We start from the raw sequence: 14,107 nt of genomic DNA on the forward strand, positions 1-14,107 counted from the left end.
GTTAGTTATTCCAAGTTGATACTCAGTCCCAAGCCTCTCAACTCGTGCAACAACACATTCAACGACTCAGGAATGCCCGGAGTAGGCATAGGCTCACCCTTCACAATAGCTTCGTATGCCTTGGAACGTCCTACAACGTCATCAGACTTGATTGTCAAAATCTCCTGCAGAATGTGGGCAGCGCCAAAGGCTTCCAATGCCCAAACCTCCATTTCTCCGAAACGCTGACCACCAAACTGTGCTTTACCACCTAACGGCTGCTGGGTAATCAACGAGTACGGACCAATAGAACGTGCATGCATCTTATCCTCAACCATGTGACCCAGTTTCAACATGTAAGTCACACCTACAGTAGCCTGCTGCTCGAAGGCTTCACCCGTACCACCATCGTACAGAGTTGTCTTTCCGTAACGCGGCAGTCCAGCCTTGTCAGTCCATTCATTCAAGTCGTCCAGCGTAGCACCATCGAAGATAGGAGTAGCAAACTTCACGCCCAGTTTCTTTCCGGCACTACCTAAAACAGCCTCGAATATCTGTCCGATGTTCATACGCGAAGGCACACCCAGCGGGTTCAATACAATATCTACCGGTGTACCGTCGGCCAAGAACGGCATATCCTCCTGACGAACGACACGAGAAACAATACCCTTATTTCCGTGACGACCTGCCATCTTATCACCAACACCGATCTTACGTTTCTTGGCGATATAAACTTTCGCCATCTGAATGATACCGGCAGGCAGCTCATCACCAATGGTAATGGCAAACTTCTTACGCTTCAGTTCTGCATCCAGCTCTTTGTACTTTCTGATGAAGTTCATTATCAAAGCATGGATCAGCTCATTGGTATGCTCATCTTTCGTCCAGTTGCTTAACTGTATGGTTGTGAAATCAAGATCGCTGAAATCGGAAGCTGAGAAACGTGCGCCTTTAGCGATTACGTCGGTTCCCAAATAATCCTTCACACCTTCGGAAGTGTAGTTTTCTGTCAGCTTCAACAGCTTATTGATAAGGATCTTTTTCAGATCAGCAACCTTTCCTTCAAATTCATCATCGATCTTGGGCAACAGTGCCTTGTCGGCCAGCTTGGAGCTGCGGGTCTTGATAACACGCGAGAACAGACGCTTACCAATAACAACACCCTTCAATGACGGAGATGCCTTCAAAGAAGCGTCTTTCACATCGCCAGCCTTGTCACCAAAGATAGCACGAAGAAGTTTCTCCTCCGGCGACGGATCAGATTCACCCTTCGGAGTAATCTTACCGATAAGGATATCACCCGGCTCGATGCGAGCACCTACACGGACAATACCATTATCATCCAAGTCCTTCGTAGCTTCTTCACTGACGTTAGGAATATCTGACGTCAGTTCTTCCATACCACGTTTCGTTTCACGAACTTCCAAAGAATATTCTTCAACGTGTACAGAAGTCAGAATATCTTCACGAACAACACGTTCATTCAATACAATAGCATCCTCGTAGTTGTAACCCTTCCAAGGCATATAAGCCACCAAAAGGTTCTTACCCAATGCCAATTCACCATTTTCGGTAGAATAGCCTTCGGTCAGGATCTGGCCTTTCGTCACACGTTGACCCTTTTCACAAATCGGGCGGAGGTCGATGGTCATATTCTGGTTCGTTCTGCGCCATTTCGGAATGCGGTATTCCTTCAATGCAGGCTCAAAACTTACAAATTCTTCATCTTCCGTACGGTCGTAAAGGATGCGAATCGTTGTTGCGTCTACGAAATCAACCACACCTTCACCCTCGGCAGCGATTTGTGTACGAGAATCACGAGCCAACTGACGCTCGATACCAGTACCCACAATCGGCGCCTCGCTACGAAGCAGAGGAACAGCCTGGCGCATCATGTTCGATCCCATCAACGCACGGTTAGCATCATCGTGCTCAAGGAACGGAATCAATGAAGCGGCAATAGAGGCAATCTGCTGCGGAGATACGTCCATCAATTCTATTTCACTGGGCGGTACAACCGGGTAATCGGCATCCTGACGTGACTTAACCTTATCGCGAATAAACGTACCGTCATCATTCAACGGTGCATTTCCCTGCGCAATAATCTTGCCTTCTTCTTCTTCGGCCGACAGGTAAAGCAAACCTTCGGGCGACAAATCGACCTTGCCGTTGGAAACCTTACGGTAAGGAGTCTCAATAAAGCCCAGATCATTGATCTTCGCAAATACACAGAGCGAAGAAATCAAACCGATGTTCGGACCTTCAGGCGTTTCAATCGGACACAGACGACCATAGTGAGTATAGTGTACGTCGCGCACCTCGAAACCTGCACGTTCACGAGACAAACCACCAGGACCCAGCGCAGACATACGACGCTTGTGCGTAATTTCTGCCAGAGGATTGGTCTGGTCCATGAACTGAGACAAAGCATTCGTTCCGAAGAATGAATTTATAACAGAAGAGATTGTCTTCGCATTGATCAAATCAATCGGAGTGAACACCTCATTATCACGGACATTCATGCGTTCACGAATCGTACGTGACATACGGGCCAGACCGATAGCAAACTGATTGGAAAGCTGCTCTCCCACTGTACGTACACGACGGTTGCTCAAGTGGTCGATATCATCGACATCAGCCTTCGAGTTAATCAATTCAATCAGATACTTGATAATCTCAATAATATCTTCTTTTGTAAGTACCCTTACAGACATATCTGTTGTCAGATTCAGTTTCTTATTGATACGGTAACGACCAACATCACCCAAATCATATCTCTTTTCAGAGAAGAACAGATTATTGATGACTTCACGGGCACTCGCATCATCGGCAGGATCGGCATTACGCAACTGACGATAGATGTAAAGGACAGCTTCCTTCTCAGAGTTACTCGGGTCCTTCTGCAGGGTATTATATATAATAGAGTAATCAGACTGGTTCGGTTCTTCCTTATGAACAAGGATATTCTGAATGCCTGACTCAAGAATAATATCAATATGTTCCGGTTCAATTACAGTTTCACGGTCGATAACAACCTCGTTACGCTCGATAGAAACTACTTCACCGGTATCCTCATCAACAAAATCTTCAATCCACGTTTTCAACACACGTGCAGCCAACTTACGGCCCACAATCTTCTTCAGATTGGCCTTGTTCACTTTCACGTCTTCTGCCAAATCGAAAATTTCAAGAATATCTTTATCATTCTCGAAACCAATAGCTCTAAGCAAAGTTGTTACAGGCAACTTCTTCTTACGGTCGATATATGCATACATAACGTTGTTAATGTCTGTAGCAAATTCGATCCAAGAGCCTTTAAACGGAATAATACGGGCAGAATATAATTTTGTACCATTAGCATGTACGCTCTGACCAAAGAACACACCCGGAGAACGGTGCAACTGCGATACAACAACACGCTCGGCACCATTAATAACGAACGTCGCCTTATCGGTCATATAAGGGATAGGTCCCAAAAAGACATCCTGAATCACTGTATCAAAATCCTCGTGATCAGGGTCGGTACAATACAGTTTCAACTTTGCCTTCAAGGGGACACTATAAGTAAGCCCTCGCTCTATACATTCGTCGATGCTATAGCGCGGCGGATCAATATAGTAGTCCAAAAACTCAAGCACAAAATTGTTTCTTGTATCAGCTATGGGGAAGTTTTCAGCAAATACCTTGTATAGTCCCTCGTTCTTACGTTTCTCGGGCGGGGTATCCAGTTGTAAAAAGTCTTTAAATGACTTCAATTGTACTTCCAAGAAATCTGGATAGTCCAGTGGGTTCTTAGTTGAAGCAAAATTAACTCGTTGATTTACAGTATTTGAAGACATCTGTTAATGGATTTGTAGAACTTAATTTTAAATATATACACAAAAAGGTTAAGAACCCTTTTCACGAAGGGTTCCTAACCGACTTACCTGATTTACAGGCTAATTTTATTTAAGTTCAACTTCAGCTCCAGCTTCTTCCAATGTTTTCTTCAATGATTCTGCTTCGTCCTTAGCCAAACCTTCTTTTACTACACTAGGAGCACCATCAACCATGTCCTTAGCTTCTTTCAAGCCAAGACCACAAGCTTCCTTAACGGCCTTAACAACCTGAAGTTTAGCTGCACCAGCGCTCTTCAATACTACATCGAAAGAAGTCTTTTCTTCAGCAGCAGCTGCACCAGCAGCAGCGGGGCCAGCAGCAACAGCAACAGCTGCAGCAGCAGGTTCAATACCATATTCTTCTTTCAAGATTGTTGCAAGTTCATTAACTTCTTTTACTGTCAAGTTAACTAATTGTTCTGCAAAAGCTTTCAAATCTGCCATTTTTGTATGATTTTAATTGTTTAATACTAAATAAATTGATTATAATTTTTTTGAATCACACAAGCTTATAACAAGCCTGCGACTCTTTTGTTTGAAGCTTACGCTTCGGTACGTTCACCAAGAGTTTTGAGAACTCCGTGAAGGGTGTTACCACCTGATTGCAGAGCAGAAATAACGTTCTTGGCCGGAGATTGCAGCAATGCAACAATATCAGCAATAACTTCATTTTTACTCTTAATAGCTACGAGAGCATCCAACTGGTCAGCACCAACATAGAAGCTTTCCTCTGCATATGCAGCCTTCAGTCCAGGAATACCATCTTTAGCCTTATCCTTAATCAACTTAGCCGGTGCGTTTGCAACATTGCAGAACATTACGGCAGTTGTTCCTTTCAAGCATCCATAAACCGGAGAAAAATCGCCCTCCAAGCTTTCCAAAGCTTTGTGGAAAAGAGTATTCTTAACCACCATCAGCTTAATGCCTGCCTTGAAACACTCAGCTCTTAATGCGCTAGTAGCAGCAGCATTCATAGCTGTAGTATCTACCAGATAGAAATGGCCATATTCCTTTACTGTAGCAGCAATCTGCTCAATAATCGTACTTTTATCTTCCTTTCTCATTATTACTCCGTTTTATTAGATTTCTTCAACAGATTTCGGGTCAATCTTAATGCCTGCACTCATTGTGCTAGAAAGATAAATACTCTTAATATATGTACCCTTGGCTGCAGTCGGCTTCAATTTATTCAAAGTAGAGATGAATTCTTTCGCATTATCGCGAATTTGCTCAGCACTAAATGAAACTTTGCCAATTGAAGTATGAACAATACCACTCTTATCAACTTTAAAGTCGATCTTACCTTGTTTTACTTCTCTTACAGCTTTAGCAACATCCATAGTTACAGTGCCGCTTTTCGGGTTAGGCATCAATCCACGGGGACCGAGCACACGACCGAGCGCACCAATTTTACCCATGATAGACGGCATCGTGATAATCACATCAACATCAGTCCATCCACCTTTGATCTTTTCAATATATTCGTCAAGACCAACATAGTCAGCACCAGCTTCTTTTGCAGCAGCTTCAGCATCGGGGGTACAAAGTACCAAAACCCGTACAACCTTACCTGTTCCATGAGGAAGTGATACAACGCCTCTCACCATCTGGTTAGCCTTACGAGGGTCAACACCCAAACGTACGTCTATATCCAATGAAGCGTCAAACTTAGTAAAAGTAATATCCTTTACCAATTGAGAAGCTTCTTTGAGAGAGTATGCTTTCCCTGCTTCAATTTTTTCTGCAGCTAACTTTTGATTTTTTGTCAGTTTACCCATTCTAATTGAAGTTTATTAATTATTAACCGGGAACTCCCCTTTTACAGTAATACCCATACTTCTCGCTGTACCTGCAACCATTTTCATGGCAGCTTCTACAGTAAAACAGTTCAAGTCAACCAATTTGTCTTGAGCAATTGCACGTACCTGTTCCCAAGTTACCTCGGCAACTTTCTTACGGTTAGGCTCAGCAGAACCACTCTTTACCTTAGCTATCTCAAGCAACTGAATAGCAACGGGAGGAGTCTTGATTACAAAATCGAAAGACTTGTCTGCGTAGTAAGTGATAATAACAGGAAGGATCTTTCCTGCTTTGTCTTGGGTTCTGGCGTTGAATTGCTTGCAAAATTCCATAATATTGATTCCCTTAGAACCCAATGCAGGTCCAACGGGAGGTGATGGATTTGCCGCGCCTCCTTTAATCTGTAATTTGATTAGTCCAGCAACTTCTTTAGCCATTTTTTTAATGATTTATATATAAAACATTAATGAAGAATACTACAGCGTAACACCTGCACTATTCTTTCTCAACTTGCATAAAGCCTAATTCAAGCGGAGTTTTCCGCCCAAATATCTTTACCATGACCTTCAGTTTCTTCTTCTCAGTATTCACCTCTTCAATGATTCCACTGAAGCCAGTGAACGGACCGTAATTCACCTTTACCGTCTCGCCGACAACATACGGGATATTCAACTCTTCTGTTGCATCCTGAAGTTCATCGACCGTACCAAGAATACGATTAACCTCCGATTGTCTCAAAGGAACCGGTTTTTCTGATCCACCTAAAAAGCCTATCACATTAGGAGTATTCCTCAAATGATGAGCGACCTCACCCACAAGAGCAGCCTCCACCAAAACATACCCGGGAAGATAACTTCTTTCCTTCACAATTTTCTTACCATTGCGAACCTGGTATACTTTCTCGGTAGGAATCAACACCTGAGATACATAATCACCAAGGTCGCTGTTCTTAATATCAGCTTCAAGGTATTCCTTTACCTTAGTTTCTTTTCCGCTAATAGCACGCAGAACGTACCACTTCTTTTCAACCTCAGACATTTTTCCTTAATTTTTAATGTGGATAAACAAATTCCATTACATTCTGGAAACATAGATCCATCAGAAATACTACCACTGCAATTAGTAGGGAAGCATATAAAACAACTACTGCACTGTTAGTAAGTTCAGAATACGTAGGCCACGACACTTTATGCACAAGTTCGTCGTAAGTCTCTTTAAAATAAGCTATAATCTTCTTCATTTTAAAAATATTAGCACGGGAGGAGAGGCTCGAACTCCCGACACCCGGTTTTGGAGACCGGTGCTCTACCAACTGAGCTACTCCCGTTTGAACATAATCAGTTCCCAGCTGAAGACCGGGAACTGATTTATTATATTTAGACTATTAGTCCAGAATTTCTGTAATCTGGCCAGAACCTACTGTACGACCACCTTCACGGATAGCGAAACGCAAACCTACGTTCAAAGCAACCGGATAGATCAAAGTAACAGTGATTTCTACGTTATCACCAGGCATTACCATTTCTACACCTTCAGGAAGAGTGATTTCACCTGTACAGTCCATAGTACGCAGATAGAACTGAGGACGGTATTTGTTGTGGAACGGAGTGTGACGACCACCTTCCTCTTTCTTCAAAACATAGATAGAAGCTTTGAACTTAGAGTGAGGCTTAATCTGACCCGGCTTGCAGAGAACCATACCACGTTTGATTTCGTTCTTGTCGATACCACGGAGCAACAGACCTACGTTATCACCAGCTTCACCTTCGTCCAACAGTTTGCGGAACATTTCAACACCAGTTACAACAGACTTCTTGTCTTCGCCCAAACCGAGAATTTCAACTTCGTCACCAACCTTGATAACACCAGCTTCGATACGACCAGTTGCTACAGTACCACGACCAGTAATTGAGAATACGTCCTCAACAGGCATCAAGAAAGGTTTATCAATATCACGCGGAGGCAGAGGAATCCAAGTATCGCAAGCATCCATCAGCTCCATAACTTTCTCTTCCCACTTTTCAACGCCGTTCAATGCGCCGAGAGCAGAACCCTGGATAAACGGAGTGTTGTCACCATCAAATTCATAAGCAGACAACAGTTCACGCATTTCCATTTCAACGAGTTCCAACATTTCAGGGTCGTCTACCATATCGCACTTGTTCATGAATACAACAAGTCTCGGTACGTTTACCTGACGAGCCAACAGGATGTGTTCACGAGTCTGAGGCATCGGACCATCAGTTGCAGCAACTACAATGATAGCACCATCCATCTGAGCAGCACCAGTTACCATGTTCTTTACGTAGTCGGCGTGTCCCGGACAGTCTACGTGTGCATAGTGACGGTTAGCAGTTTCATACTCAACGTGAGCAGTATTAATAGTAATACCTCTTTCTTTCTCTTCAGGAGCATTATCGATCTGATCGAAAGACTTAACTTCTGAAAGACCTTTTTTTGCCAATACAGCAGTAATAGCAGCGGTCAATGTTGTCTTACCGTGGTCAACGTGACCAATAGTACCAATGTTTACGTGAGGTTTGGTACGTTCGAATTTCTCTTTAGCCATAGCTTTACTTGTTATTTATTTGATTAATAATCAGCTTACACTTTTATGAGCTGTTACCGGGACTTGAACCCGGGACCTCTTCCTTACCAAGGAAGTGCTCTACCGCTGAGCTATAACAGCAAGAGGAGGAAATAAGAGTGTGGGCAAAGATGGATTCGAACCACCGAAGGCGTAAGCCAGCAGATTTACAGTCTGCCCCATTTGGCCACTCTGGTATTTGCCCTAAAAAGCAAAGAACTCTTTTCCTTTTTGAGAGCCTCTTGTCGGATTCGAACCAACGACCCCGAGATTACAAATCACGTGCTCTGGCCAACTGAGCTAAAGAGGCTTATTTTATGCAGCCGCTGCATCCTTGCTTAGGCTAAGCGGCTGCAAATTTAGGCATTTATTTTTTACCCGCAAAATTTTAGCGGATTTTTATTTGTTTCGTTGTTTTTCCTTGTACTTAACCAGCTGCTTTTCCAAAGCATCCAGACACAAGTCTACCGCTTCTTCGAAAGAGTCGCAAACTTTATTTGCATAAAATTCGCCATTCGGAACCAGTACTTTAACACCAGCTTCCTTGTTTTCTGCAGTTTCTGGTTTAACTACCTTTAATGACACCTCTACTTTCTGTATATCATCGTAAAATCGCTCCAACTTAGCAGCTTTCTTCTGAATAAAAGCCTGCAATTGCTCTGACGCATCAAAGTGAATTGATTGAATTCTTACTTCCATAGTTACCTCCTTTTTTATTTAGGCCCGAGGATGAGCCTGGTTATACACTTTTTTTAGCTCCTCAAATGTAGTATGCGTATAAACCTCAGTCGTCGCCAAACTTTCATGCCCCAGCAATTCTTTAATCGCAACTAACTTTGCATCATGATTCAGCATCGTTGTTGCAAAAGTATGCCGCAGCACGTGTGGACTTCTTTTCTTTATAGCAACCACCTTTGAAAGAGTTCGTTTCACAAGGTTGGTAACGAAACTCCGAGAAAGACGTTCACCGTTTTCGCGAATAAAAAAAGCATTCGACCGAACCGGCGCTACCTCATTTCTCTTGTTGACATACTCGGACATCATCACCTTCAGCTCTTCGCCAAAAGGAATCAAGCGTTGCTTATTTCTTTTTCCCGTCACTTTGATCTGAGAAAGAGAAAAATCAACATCTCCATCATCGAGTCCGATCAGTTCGGCGAGACGCATTCCTGTTACATAGAACATTTCTATAACCAAGCGGTCCCGACAACCTTTAAATCCTTCACCGAAATCCGTATCATCCAGCACACGATCCATATCACTCTCCTTTAAAAAGACAGGCAAGACCTTCTTCTTTTTAGGAGCCACCACCCTTCGCAACGGATCAGAATTCACTTCTCCTTTGCGGAGCAGAAACTTGTAATAAGATCTGAGCGAACTCAACTTTCGGTTAATCGTAGAAGCAAGAAGTCCTTTATCCATCAAGCTTATCACCCATTCACGGATAAGTTCTGCATCTACTTCCGAAGGAGTCAAGTCTCCGACTTTTTCTTCTATAAAATCTTGCAGTTCTTGGATATCAGCTTTATAATAGGCTACTGTCCCCGCCGAATAATTCCGCTCATACCGCAAATATTCTATAAAAGCATCTGTCAACAACATATCGCTACATCAATAATTCATGCAACGAATGTATGAAAAGAATTCAATACTTCAAAGGAATTTACGAATTATTAATCCTCTACTTGCTGAAGTTTTTGAACATAAACGGCATGTTCTTTCTTAAGTCTCTTAATTACAGACGGTTTGTCGAATTGTTGTCTGTTTCTTAATTCCTTAATAATGCCAGTCTTTTCAAATTTTCTTTTGAACTTCTTCAGCGCTTTTTCAATGTTTTCGCCTTCTTTTACAGGTACTACAATCATTTTTTTGTTTTTTAGTTGTTAATAGGTTAAAAATCTCACGATTAATTCGAGCCGCAAAAATACACATACTTTCTTTATTCACAAAACATTCCGAAGAAAAATCATAGAATAAGACTGAAAATCATGTTTTTCCAACAGCAACAAGCTAGTCATTCTTCAAAGCTATCAACCCAAAGACTTCCGATTCCCAAATACAGAAAACCGACGAAACGAGCTCTCCTCTCTTCGATTCAACACAACTTAAGCCCAGCAAAGTTGAATTATTAAAAGAAAGTAAGTAACTTTGGTGAAAAATCATCCCTTTTATATATAATATGTACGCAATATGAATCCAAACACCAATCTGCGTATTAAAGCGCTCCGAACTATTATGGAAAAAGAAGGCATAGCAGCCTTCATCATTCCAAGTACCGACCCACACTTAAGTGAATATGTAGCTCCACACTGGGAATCGAGAAAATGGATCTCGGGATTCACAGGATCAGCCGGCACAGTGGTCATAACTCACCATGAAGCCGGTTTATGGACCGACTCCCGTTACTTTTTACAGGCGGCACAACAGTTAGAAGGTACTGAAATAGTATTATATAAAGAAATGCTGCCAGAAACTCCCTCTATACCGGCATTTCTGGCTGCTCACCTAAAAGCCGAAGAGACGGTAGGTATTGACGGCAAAATGTTTTCTGCCACACAAGTTGCTTTACTGGAAAAAGAATTGGCCGAAGCAAATATTTCTATCAAAGCCATTGCCGATCCCATGGAGGAACTGTGGACAGATCGTCCATCCATCCCAAACACCCCAGCTTTTATCTACGACATCTGTTATGCAGGAAAAAGCTGCGAAGAGAAAATAGAGACTATCCGTAAGGCTATCCTAAAAGACGGTGCAAAGTACATTCTGCTCACAGCTTTGGACGAGATAGCCTGGACACTCAATATCCGCGGGAACGATGTACACTGCAACCCCGTTGTTATCAGCTATTTATTAATAGGACAGGATAGTGTACATTTCTTTATCGAACCAGAGAAAGTAACCAAAGAACTTGCAGCATACCTCCATCGTAACAACATAGAAATACATCCTTATAATGAAATCGAGCAATTCCTGAAGCTGCTGAACAATACAAGCATACTGGCAGAGCCATCCAAAACCAACTATTCGGTCTATTCGGCTATCGCTCCGAAATGTACGATCGTAACCGGTCCTTCCCCTGTAAGTCTGCTGAAAGCAATCCGCAACGAACAGGAGATAAGCGGAATACGTTCGGCTATGTTAAAGGACGGCGTAGCTCTTGTCAAATTCCTGAAATGGCTTGAGACAGCCGTACCGACCGGCAAGGAAACCGAAATCAGCATCGATAAAAAACTGCATGAACTCCGGGCCGCCCAACCCCTCTACATCGGCGAGAGCTTCGACACCATCGCCGGCTATAAAGAACACGGCGCCATCGTTCATTACGAAGCTACACCGGAAACGGACGTTTTCCTCAAGCCCGAAGGGTTCTTACTGCTGGATTCGGGGGCACAGTACCTGGACGGAACAACCGACATTACCCGTACCATTGCACTGGGCGAACTGACCGAAGAAGAAAAGACCGACTACACCCTCATCCTGAAAGGACATATCGCATTGGCCATGGCCGTTTTCCCCGAAGGAACACGAGGAGCCCAATTGGACGTATTGGCTCGTATGCCGATATGGCAGCATCACATGAACTTCCTCCACGGGACAGGTCATGGGGTAGGACATTTCCTGAATGTGCATGAAGGACCGCAAAGCATCCGGATGAACGAAAACCCTGTCACCCTGCACGTCGGCATGCTTACTTCGAACGAACCTGGAGTCTACAAAGCCGGAAGCCACGGCATACGAACCGAAAATCTGGTACTGACCATACCGGCAGGCGAGGGCATGTTCGGCAACTATCTCAAGTTCGAGACTGTGACCCTATGTCCTATCTGTACGAAAGGCATTATTAAGTCATTGTTAACTACCGAAGAAGTCAACTGGCTGAATGATTATCACCATACAGTATACGAAAAACTTTCGCCACTTCTTGATGAAGACGAATGCCAATGGTTAAAGAACGCTTGCCAAGCAATTTAAGCACATCAATCTGTCAATCACATAATAAAAACTAAAATTATGGCATTAATAAAATCAGTAAGAGGATTTACACCCGAAATTGGAGAAAATTGTTTTTTGGCCGACAATGCCACCATCGTCGGCGATGTAAAAATGGGTCGTGACTGTAGTGTGTGGTTCAACGCCGTCCTACGAGGAGATGTCAATTCCATCCGTATCGGTAATGGAGTCAATATCCAGGATGGCAGCGTACTGCATACACTGTACGAAAAATCGACTATCGAAATCGGAGACCATGTTTCTGTAGGCCATAACGTTACAATCCACGGTGCAACCATCAAAGACTATGCTCTGGTAGGCATGGGAGCCACCATCCTGGATCATGCAGTAGTAGGCGAAGGCGCCATCGTCGCCGCCGGCTCTCTGGTATTGAGCAACACAGTCATCGAACCGGGAAGTATCTGGGGAGGAGTACCCGCCAAGTTCATCAAGAAAGTAGACCCCGAACAGGCCAAAGAGCTGAACCAGAAGATAGCCCACAATTACCTGATGTACTCACAATGGTATAAAGAATAACCACAAACTTGTTATTTCATACCTATAAATACTTTTTCAGCCGCCTCCGGCAACATGTCCAGAGGCGGCTGAAAATCATTAAAATATAAAGTTGGGAAAATCAGAAATTAATCATTCCCAATATCTTATCCGTTGCACCGGCATTACCCGTCACATATTGTCCGGCATTCGCACCAGTCTCTTTCAAGAACTTTTCGTCGGTAAGCAGACGGTCAAGCAACGCTTTCAGTTCCTCATAGTTCTTGATTGAGTAAGCACCTTTTGACTCGATCAGCTGAATAGCTTCCTGAAACTTCTGATACTTGGGACCCAAAATAACGGGAATGCCATAAACCGCTGCTTCGAGCGTATTGTGAATGCCTACCCCAAAACCGCCGCCAATATAAGCAATCTCACCATAACGGTAAATAGACGAAAGCAGGCCGAAGCAGTCTATAATCAGACAATCAGCCTTACGCACATTCGTTTCATCGGCACGGGTATAGCGCACATAAGGACGCTTCAGCTTACTGATTATCTCTACCAGATGGTTCTCATCAATCACATGAGGAGCAATAATCAGCTTGATTTCCGGATGCTGATTGAAATATTCAATAAACAAATCCTCATCGGGTTGCCAGGAACTACCTGCAACGAAAGTCATGGTATTGTTCTTAAACGCCTCAACCAGCGGCAGCACTTTCGCTTCCTCGCGTATTTGCAGCACACGGTCGAAACGGGTATCTCCCACTACTGTCACACGATTGATGCCAATCTTGGCCAGATAGCGTTTGGAGCGTTCGTTCTGCACAAACAGATGATCGAAGTTACGGAGTACATTGCGATACGTCCCCCCATACCACTTGAAGAATATCTGCCCACGGCGGAATATGGAAGAAACGCTATACACCGGAATGCAACGTCTGTGCAGTTCGTCCAAGTAGTTCTTCCAGAATTCGTACTTGATAAAGAACGCCATACAAGGATTTACCAGATCCAGAAACTTGCGTACGTTACGAGGTTTGTCAAAAGGCAGATAGCACACTACGTCTGCCCCTCTATAGTTCTTGCGCACTTCATAGCCCGACGGCGAGAAGAATGTCAGCAAGATTCCGTATTCGGGATACTTTTCGCGTATCTTCTCGATGAGCGGACGACCCTGCTCGAACTCGCCCAGCGAAGCAGCATGAAACCAGATATAACGTACATTCTTGTCCAACTGCTGACGCAACAGTTCATACACCACCCAATGCCCTTTCATCATCTTCCGGGGCTTGCGGCTGAACGGAGCATCCAGATGAACAAGAATATCATAAATGGCAATCGCCAAATTGTAAAGTACGCTCATTTAGTCAAG

General features: G+C 43.6%; 14 protein-coding genes and 4 tRNA genes. 2 read left to right on the forward strand and 16 right to left on the reverse strand.

Going from position 1 to position 14,107, the window contains the following annotated elements:
* Positions 1 to 5 precede the first annotated feature (5 nt).
* From rpoB to rpsU, 15 genes are all read right to left on the reverse strand, one after another.
* Entirely contained in the window at positions 6 to 3,818 is a 3,813-nt protein-coding gene (gene rpoB, locus Q3C19_RS10170; RefSeq protein WP_302729084.1) for a DNA-directed RNA polymerase subunit beta, read from the reverse strand.
* A gap of 105 nt (positions 3,819 to 3,923) precedes the next feature.
* A complete protein-coding gene (rplL, locus tag Q3C19_RS10175; protein WP_022020579.1) occupies positions 3,924 to 4,301 on the reverse strand; it encodes a 50S ribosomal protein L7/L12 in 378 nt (125 codons plus the stop codon).
* Positions 4,302 to 4,399: 98 nt separating this feature from the next.
* Positions 4,400 to 4,921, reverse strand: a complete 522-nt coding sequence (rplJ, locus tag Q3C19_RS10180) for a 50S ribosomal protein L10 (RefSeq protein ID WP_071148631.1) — start codon at positions 4,919 to 4,921, stop codon at positions 4,400 to 4,402.
* A 15-nt stretch (positions 4,922 to 4,936) separates the two neighbouring features.
* Positions 4,937 to 5,635 carry a 50S ribosomal protein L1 gene (rplA, locus tag Q3C19_RS10185; RefSeq protein ID WP_071148630.1) on the reverse strand — a complete coding sequence of 233 codons (699 nt, stop codon included), beginning with the start codon at positions 5,633 to 5,635 and terminating at the stop codon, positions 4,937 to 4,939.
* Between the two features lie 15 nt (positions 5,636 to 5,650).
* Positions 5,651 to 6,094: a 50S ribosomal protein L11 gene (gene rplK, locus Q3C19_RS10190; protein ID WP_071148629.1), complete on the reverse strand. Its 444-nt coding sequence runs from the start codon at positions 6,092 to 6,094 to the stop codon at positions 5,651 to 5,653.
* A gap of 58 nt (positions 6,095 to 6,152) precedes the next feature.
* Positions 6,153 to 6,695: a transcription termination/antitermination protein NusG gene (nusG, locus tag Q3C19_RS10195; protein WP_071148628.1), complete on the reverse strand. Its 543-nt coding sequence runs from the start codon at positions 6,693 to 6,695 to the stop codon at positions 6,153 to 6,155.
* Between the two features lie 13 nt (positions 6,696 to 6,708).
* Positions 6,709 to 6,897, reverse strand: coding sequence for a preprotein translocase subunit SecE (secE, locus tag Q3C19_RS18440; protein ID WP_368045236.1), 189 nt, complete (start codon positions 6,895 to 6,897; stop codon positions 6,709 to 6,711).
* A gap of 14 nt (positions 6,898 to 6,911) precedes the next feature.
* Positions 6,912 to 6,984: transfer RNA gene (locus tag Q3C19_RS10200), tRNA-Trp, on the reverse strand.
* A 57-nt stretch (positions 6,985 to 7,041) separates the two neighbouring features.
* Entirely contained in the window at positions 7,042 to 8,226 is a 1,185-nt protein-coding gene (gene tuf / locus Q3C19_RS10205; RefSeq protein WP_277121096.1) for an elongation factor Tu, read from the reverse strand.
* Positions 8,227 to 8,274: 48 nt separating this feature from the next.
* A tRNA-Thr gene (locus Q3C19_RS10210) sits at positions 8,275 to 8,346 on the reverse strand.
* A gap of 20 nt (positions 8,347 to 8,366) precedes the next feature.
* A tRNA-Tyr gene (locus Q3C19_RS10215) sits at positions 8,367 to 8,449 on the reverse strand.
* Between the two features lie 31 nt (positions 8,450 to 8,480).
* Positions 8,481 to 8,554, reverse strand: a tRNA-Thr gene (locus tag Q3C19_RS10220).
* Between the two features lie 89 nt (positions 8,555 to 8,643).
* On the reverse strand, positions 8,644 to 8,943 hold the full coding sequence (gene raiA, locus Q3C19_RS10225; RefSeq protein WP_022161943.1) for a ribosome-associated translation inhibitor RaiA: 300 nt from the start codon (positions 8,941 to 8,943) through the stop codon (positions 8,644 to 8,646).
* Between the two features lie 18 nt (positions 8,944 to 8,961).
* Complete coding sequence (gene xerC, locus Q3C19_RS10230) at positions 8,962 to 9,843, reverse strand: tyrosine recombinase XerC (RefSeq protein WP_302729113.1); 882 nt, start codon at positions 9,841 to 9,843, stop codon at positions 8,962 to 8,964.
* A 74-nt stretch (positions 9,844 to 9,917) separates the two neighbouring features.
* A complete protein-coding gene (gene rpsU / locus Q3C19_RS10235) occupies positions 9,918 to 10,109 on the reverse strand; it encodes a 30S ribosomal protein S21 (RefSeq protein ID WP_022161941.1) in 192 nt (63 codons plus the stop codon).
* A 325-nt stretch (positions 10,110 to 10,434) separates the two neighbouring features.
* On the opposite strand from rpsU, the gene Q3C19_RS10240 reads away from it, so the two are divergent.
* Positions 10,435 to 12,216: an aminopeptidase P family protein gene (locus Q3C19_RS10240; RefSeq protein ID WP_302729091.1), complete on the forward strand. Its 1,782-nt coding sequence runs from the start codon at positions 10,435 to 10,437 to the stop codon at positions 12,214 to 12,216.
* 39 nt (positions 12,217 to 12,255) lie between these two features.
* Positions 12,256 to 12,771, forward strand: a complete 516-nt coding sequence (locus Q3C19_RS10245; protein WP_022161939.1) for a gamma carbonic anhydrase family protein — start codon at positions 12,256 to 12,258, stop codon at positions 12,769 to 12,771.
* Between the two features lie 100 nt (positions 12,772 to 12,871).
* Here Q3C19_RS10245 and Q3C19_RS10250 read toward each other — a convergent pair whose 3' ends face one another.
* Positions 12,872 to 14,098, reverse strand: a complete 1,227-nt coding sequence (locus tag Q3C19_RS10250) for a 3-deoxy-D-manno-octulosonic acid transferase (RefSeq protein ID WP_302729093.1) — start codon at positions 14,096 to 14,098, stop codon at positions 12,872 to 12,874.
* Between the last annotated feature and the right edge of the window lie 9 nt (positions 14,099 to 14,107).

The organism is Bacteroides sp. ET489, from assembly GCF_030518095.1.
In the GTDB taxonomy this organism is placed as follows: domain Bacteria; phylum Bacteroidota; class Bacteroidia; order Bacteroidales; family Bacteroidaceae; genus Bacteroides; species Bacteroides ndongoniae.